This is a genomic window from Nocardiopsis sp. JB363 (assembly GCF_900143625.1).
Lineage (GTDB): Bacteria > Actinomycetota > Actinomycetes > Streptosporangiales > Streptosporangiaceae > Nocardiopsis.
In genome coordinates, this window is sequence record NZ_FRFF01000076.1 from 1 (window position 1) to 5,593 (window position 5,593).

At 56.0% G+C, this 5,593-nt stretch carries 3 rRNA genes; all 3 read left to right on the forward strand.

Annotation, left to right across the window (positions count from 1 at the left end):
• The first annotated feature begins 377 nt into the window (after positions 1-377).
• The 3 genes from BQ8420_RS11460 (at position 378) to rrf (ending at position 5,540) form a co-directional block, all read left to right on the forward strand.
• A 16S ribosomal RNA gene (locus tag BQ8420_RS11460) occupies positions 378-1,911 on the forward strand.
• Positions 1,912-2,229: 318 nt separating this feature from the next.
• Positions 2,230-5,320: ribosomal RNA gene (locus BQ8420_RS11465) — 23S ribosomal RNA — on the forward strand.
• A 104-nt stretch (positions 5,321-5,424) separates the two neighbouring features.
• A 5S ribosomal RNA gene (rrf, locus tag BQ8420_RS11470) occupies positions 5,425-5,540 on the forward strand.
• The 16S, 23S and 5S rRNA genes sit together here, the layout of an rRNA operon.
• The last annotated feature ends 53 nt before the right edge of the window (positions 5,541-5,593 follow it).

Consider the following 5,593-nt stretch of genomic DNA (forward strand, 5'->3'; position numbering starts at 1 on the left):
AGAGTCGCTTCAAAAGCCCAGCGGAAACGCAAAGCAGAAGAAGCACAACGGGGCCTTTACCCCGATCAGGAATACCGAAACCGCCGATTCGACGGGAAACGGAACACCTGATAAAGTAAAGACACAACGAAGAAGCCTTCCACGGAAGAGCGACCGAGAATCGTAAGGTTCCGGAGCTTGTACGGGAAGAGTGATTGTTTCTTGAGAACTCAACAGCGCGTGTTTGATTTTCTTTAAGCCATGTTTGTTTTGGCCCCGACACACTATGTGTGTAGGGTTCCTTTGATTGATCAACGCCAGTTGATCGGTCAGGATTTCTTCTAGGTTTACCCACACCCAGGCTGATCCTCGTGATCGCCGGGATGGGTTGTATGACCTTTATGGAGAGTTTGATCCTGGCTCAGGACGAACGCTGGCGGCGTGCTTAACACATGCAAGTCGAGCGGTAAGGCCCTTCGGGGTACACGAGCGGCGAACGGGTGAGTAACACGTGAGCAACCTGCCCCTGACTCTGGGATAAGCGGTGGAAACGCCGTCTAATACCGGATACGACTCATCACCTCATGGTGGTGGGTGGAAAGTTTTTTCGGTTGGGGATGGGCTCGCGGCCTATCAGCTTGTTGGTGGGGTAAAGGCCTACCAAGGCGATTACGGGTAGCCGGCCTGAGAGGGCGACCGGCCACACTGGGACTGAGACACGGCCCAGACTCCTACGGGAGGCAGCAGTGGGGAATATTGCACAATGGGCGAAAGCCTGATGCAGCGACGCCGCGTGGGGGATGACGGCCTTCGGGTTGTAAACCTCTTTTACCACTAACGCAGGCTCCCAGTTCTCTGGGGGTTGACGGTAGGTGGGGAATAAGGACCGGCTAACTACGTGCCAGCAGCCGCGGTAATACGTAGGGTCCGAGCGTTGTCCGGAATTATTGGGCGTAAAGAGCTCGTAGGCGGCGTGTCGCGTCTGCTGTGAAAGACCGGGGCTTAACTCCGGTTCTGCAGTGGATACGGGCACGCTAGAGGTAGGTAGGGGAGACTGGAATTCCTGGTGTAGCGGTGAAATGCGCAGATATCAGGAGGAACACCGGTGGCGAAGGCGGGTCTCTGGGCCTTACCTGACGCTGAGGAGCGAAAGCATGGGGAGCGAACAGGATTAGATACCCTGGTAGTCCATGCCGTAAACGTTGGGCGCTAGGTGTGGGGACTTTCCACGGTTTCCGCGCCGCAGCTAACGCATTAAGCGCCCCGCCTGGGGAGTACGGCCGCAAGGCTAAAACTCAAAGGAATTGACGGGGGCCCGCACAAGCGGCGGAGCATGTTGCTTAATTCGACGCAACGCGAAGAACCTTACCAAGGTTTGACATCACCCGTGGACCTGTAGAGATACAGGGTCATTTAGTTGGTGGGTGACAGGTGGTGCATGGCTGTCGTCAGCTCGTGTCGTGAGATGTTGGGTTAAGTCCCGCAACGAGCGCAACCCTTGTTCCATGTTGCCAGCACGTAATGGTGGGGACTCATGGGAGACTGCCGGGGTCAACTCGGAGGAAGGTGGGGACGACGTCAAGTCATCATGCCCCTTATGTCTTGGGCTGCAAACATGCTACAATGGCCGGTACAATGGGCGTGCGAGACCGTAAGGTGGAGCGAATCCCTTAAAGCCGGTCTCAGTTCGGATTGGGGTCTGCAACTCGACCCCATGAAGGTGGAGTCGCTAGTAATCGCGGATCAGCAACGCCGCGGTGAATACGTTCCCGGGCCTTGTACACACCGCCCGTCACGTCATGAAAGTCGGCAACACCCGAAACTTGTGGCCTAACCCCTTGTGGGAGGGAATGAGTGAAGGTGGGGCTGGCGATTGGGACGAAGTCGTAACAAGGTAGCCGTACCGGAAGGTGCGGCTGGATCACCTCCTTTCTAAGGAGTCTTTTACAGGCCGACGTTTTCCTATATGTCGGTCGGACTCGAAAGTGGACCTCACACCCTTCGGGGTTGGTGGGGAATGGTTTTCAGAAAGTCGAACTTTACCTCCAGTGGTCTAGAAGCGCTGGGGGGCGCGCTGTTGGGTGTCTGAGGAAGCAATCCCTTGTGGGTTGGTTCCCGCTGCCACCTCCAGTAACTCCTGTCAGCCACATCTGCCCTGTTCGGGTGTGTGGCTGGTGGTTCGAGGTAGGGGAGTTTGTGGTCGGTGTTTTGATTTGTGAATAGTGTGCGCGAGCATCTAATTATCTGTAGTGGCCAAGTGATAGTGGCACACGGTGGATGCCTTGGCATCAGGCGCCGATGAAGGACGTGGGAGGCCACGATAGGCCACGGGGAGCTGTCAACCGAGCTTTGATCCGTGGGTGTCCGAATGGGGAAACCTAGCCCGAGTTGTGTCGGGTTGCCGCCACCTGAATGTATAGGGTGGTTGGTGGTGACGCGGGGAAGTGAAACATCTCAGTACCCGCAGGAAGAGTAAACAATAGTGATTCTCCTAGTAGTGGTGAGCGAACGGGGAAGAGGCTAAACCGTGCGCGTGTGATAGACGACAGTCGTTGCGTGTGCGGGGTTGTGGGGTGCATCTTTTCGGGTCTGTCGGCCCGGAGCGCTGGTGGTTCTTTTAGCTGAATCCGTTGGGAAACGGAACCGTAGTGGGTGAGAGTCCCGTAGGTGAAGGAAGAGCCCAGGTGTTGGTGTGTTCCCGAGTAGCGCGGAGCCCGAGAAATTCCGTGTGAATCTGGCAGGACCACCTGCTAAGCCAAAATACGTCCTGATGACCGATAGTGCACTAGTACCGTGAGGGAAAGGTGAAAAGTGCCCCGGTGAGGGGTCGTGAAATAGTACCTGAAACCGTGTGCTGTCAAGCCGTCAGAGCTGGTCCTTGTGGCTGGTGATGGCGTGCCTTTTGAAGAATGAGCCTGCGAGTCATGGTGTGTGGCGAGGTTAACCCGGGTGGGGTAGCCGTAGGGAAACCGAGTCTGAATAGGGCGTTTGAGTCGCATGCTGTGGACCCGAAGCGGAGTGATCTACCCATGTCCAGGGTGAAGCGGGGGTAAGACCTCGTGGAGGCCCGAACCCACCAGAGTTGAAAATCTGGGGGATGAGGTGTGGGTAGGGGTGAAAGGCCAATCAAACTCCGTGATAGCTGGTTCTCCCCGAAATGCATTTAGGTGCAGCGTCACGTGTTTCTTGCTGGAGGTAGAGCTACTGTTTGGCTGATGGGCCCTACAAGGTTACTGACGTCAGACAAACTCCGAATGCCGGTTAAGTGAAGCGTGGCAGTGAGACTGCGGGGGATAAGCTTCGTAGTCGAGAGGGAAACAGCCCAGATCATCAGCTAAGGCCCCTAAGCGTGTGCTAAGTGGTAAAGGTTGTGGAGTTGCCCAGACAACCAGGAGGTTGGCTTAGAAGCAGCCATCCTTTAAAGAGTGCGTAATAGCTCACTGGTCAAGTGGTTCTGCGCCGATAATGTAGCGGGGCTTAAGTACACCGCCGAAGCTGTGAAGTCCAAGTTTTACTTGGGTTGGTAGGGGAGCGTCGTGCATCCAGTGAAGCTTCCGAGTGATCGTGGGGTGGAGGGTGTGCGAGTGAGAATGCAGGCATGAGTAGCGAAAGCAACGTGAGAAACGTTGCCGCCGATTGACTAAGGGTTCCTGGGGCAGGTTAATCCGCCCAGGGTGAGTCTGGACCTAAGGCGAGGCCGACAGGCGTAGTCGATGGATAACGGGTTGATATTCCCGTACCCGTGCACGAGCGTCCAGTATCGAATCAGGTGATGCTAACCACGCCGGATCCTTCAGAATCCTTCGGGAATTTGTTGGTATCTGGTCTGGGACCCGAGCTTGTAGTAGGTAAGTGATGGGGTGACGCAGGAGGGTAGCTCTACCCGGCGATGGTTGTCCGGGGGTAAGCGTGTAGGCCGAGGGGTAGGCAAATCCGCCTCTCGTTGAGGCTGAGACGTGATGCCGAGCCGTTTTTGGTGAAGTGAGTGATCCCATGCTGTCGAGAAAAGCCTCTAGCGAGTTCGTGTGTGGCCAGTACCCTAAACCGACGCAGGTGGTCAGGTAGAGAATACCGAGGCGTTCGGGTGAACCATGGTTAAGGAACTCGGCAAATTGTCCCCGTAACTTTGGGAGAAGGGGAGCCCTGTCCGGTGAAAGAGTTTTCCTCTGGAGCTGGGTGGGGTCGCAGATAGCGGGGGGAAGCGACTGTTTATTAAAAACACAGGTCCGTGCGAAGTCGTAAGACGCTGTATACGGACTGACGCCTGCCCGGTGCTGGAACGTTAAGAGGACTGGTTAGTGGGTTTCGGCCTGCGAAGCTAGGAATCTAAGCGCCAGTAAACGGCGGTGGTAACTATAACCATCCTAAGGTAGCGAAATTCCTTGTCGGGTAAGTTCCGACCTGCACGAATGGCGTAACGACTTCCCCACTGTCTCAACCATGGGCCCGGTGAAATTGCACTACGAGTAAAGATGCTCGTTTCGCGCAGCAGGACGGAAAGACCCCGGGACCTTCACTATAGCTTGACATTGGTGTTTGGGATGGTTTGTGTAGGATAGGTGGGAGCCGGTGATGTTGTCACGCTAGTGGCGGCGGAGGCGTTGGTGAAATACCACTCTGACTGTTTCGGGCATCTAACTTTGGACCGTGATCCGGTTCGGGGACAGTGTCTGGTGGGTAGTTTAACTGGGGCGGTTGCCTCCTAAAGTGTAACGGAGGCGCCCAAAGGTTCCCTCAGCCTGGTTGGTAATCAGGTGTTGAGTGTAAGTGCACAAGGGAGCTTGACTGTGAGACGGACGTGTCGAGCAGGAGCGAAAGCTGGGACTAGTGATCCGGCACCGGCGTGTGGAAGCGGTGTCGCTCAACGGCTAAAAGGTACCCCGGGGATAACAGGCTGATCTTCCCCAAGAGTCCATATCGACGGGATGGTTTGGCACCTCGATGTCGGCTCGTCGCATCCTGGGGCTGGAGTTGGTCCCAAGGGTTGGGCTGTTCGCCCATTAAAGCGGCACGCGAGCTGGGTTTAGAACGTCGTGAGACAGTTCGGTCCCTATCCGCTGCGCGCGTTGGAGACTTGAGAAGGGCTGTCCCTAGTACGAGAGGACCGGGACGGACGAACCTCTGGTGTGCCAGTTGTCCTGCCAAGGGCATGGCTGGTTTGCTACGTTCGGGATTGATAACCGCTGAAAGCATCTAAGCGGGAAGCTTGCTTCGAGATGAGGTCTCCTGCCTCCTTTGAGAGGGTAAGGCCCCCTGTAGACGACGGGGTTGATAGGCCGGGTGTGGAAGCCCTGTGAGGGGTGGAGCTGACCGGTACTAATAGGTCGAGGGCTTGTCCGCTGCAGATAATTAGGTTGCTCGCGCATACTTTGTTCACGAAATCGTGCTCGTGACTGCTGTTTTCGCCTTGGGTGGTGGGGGTGGTGGTTGTGGGTGTTTGGTTTCCGTGGTGGTTATTGCTGGAGGGTCACACCCGGTCTCATTCCGAACCCGGTCGTTAAGTCTCTTTGCGCTGATGGTACTGCTCTGTGATGGGGTGGGAGAGTAGGTCGCTGCCACGGTTTTTCTTAGGAAAGGGGTCTGCCTTTGGGCGGGCCCCTTTTCTTTTTTGTTG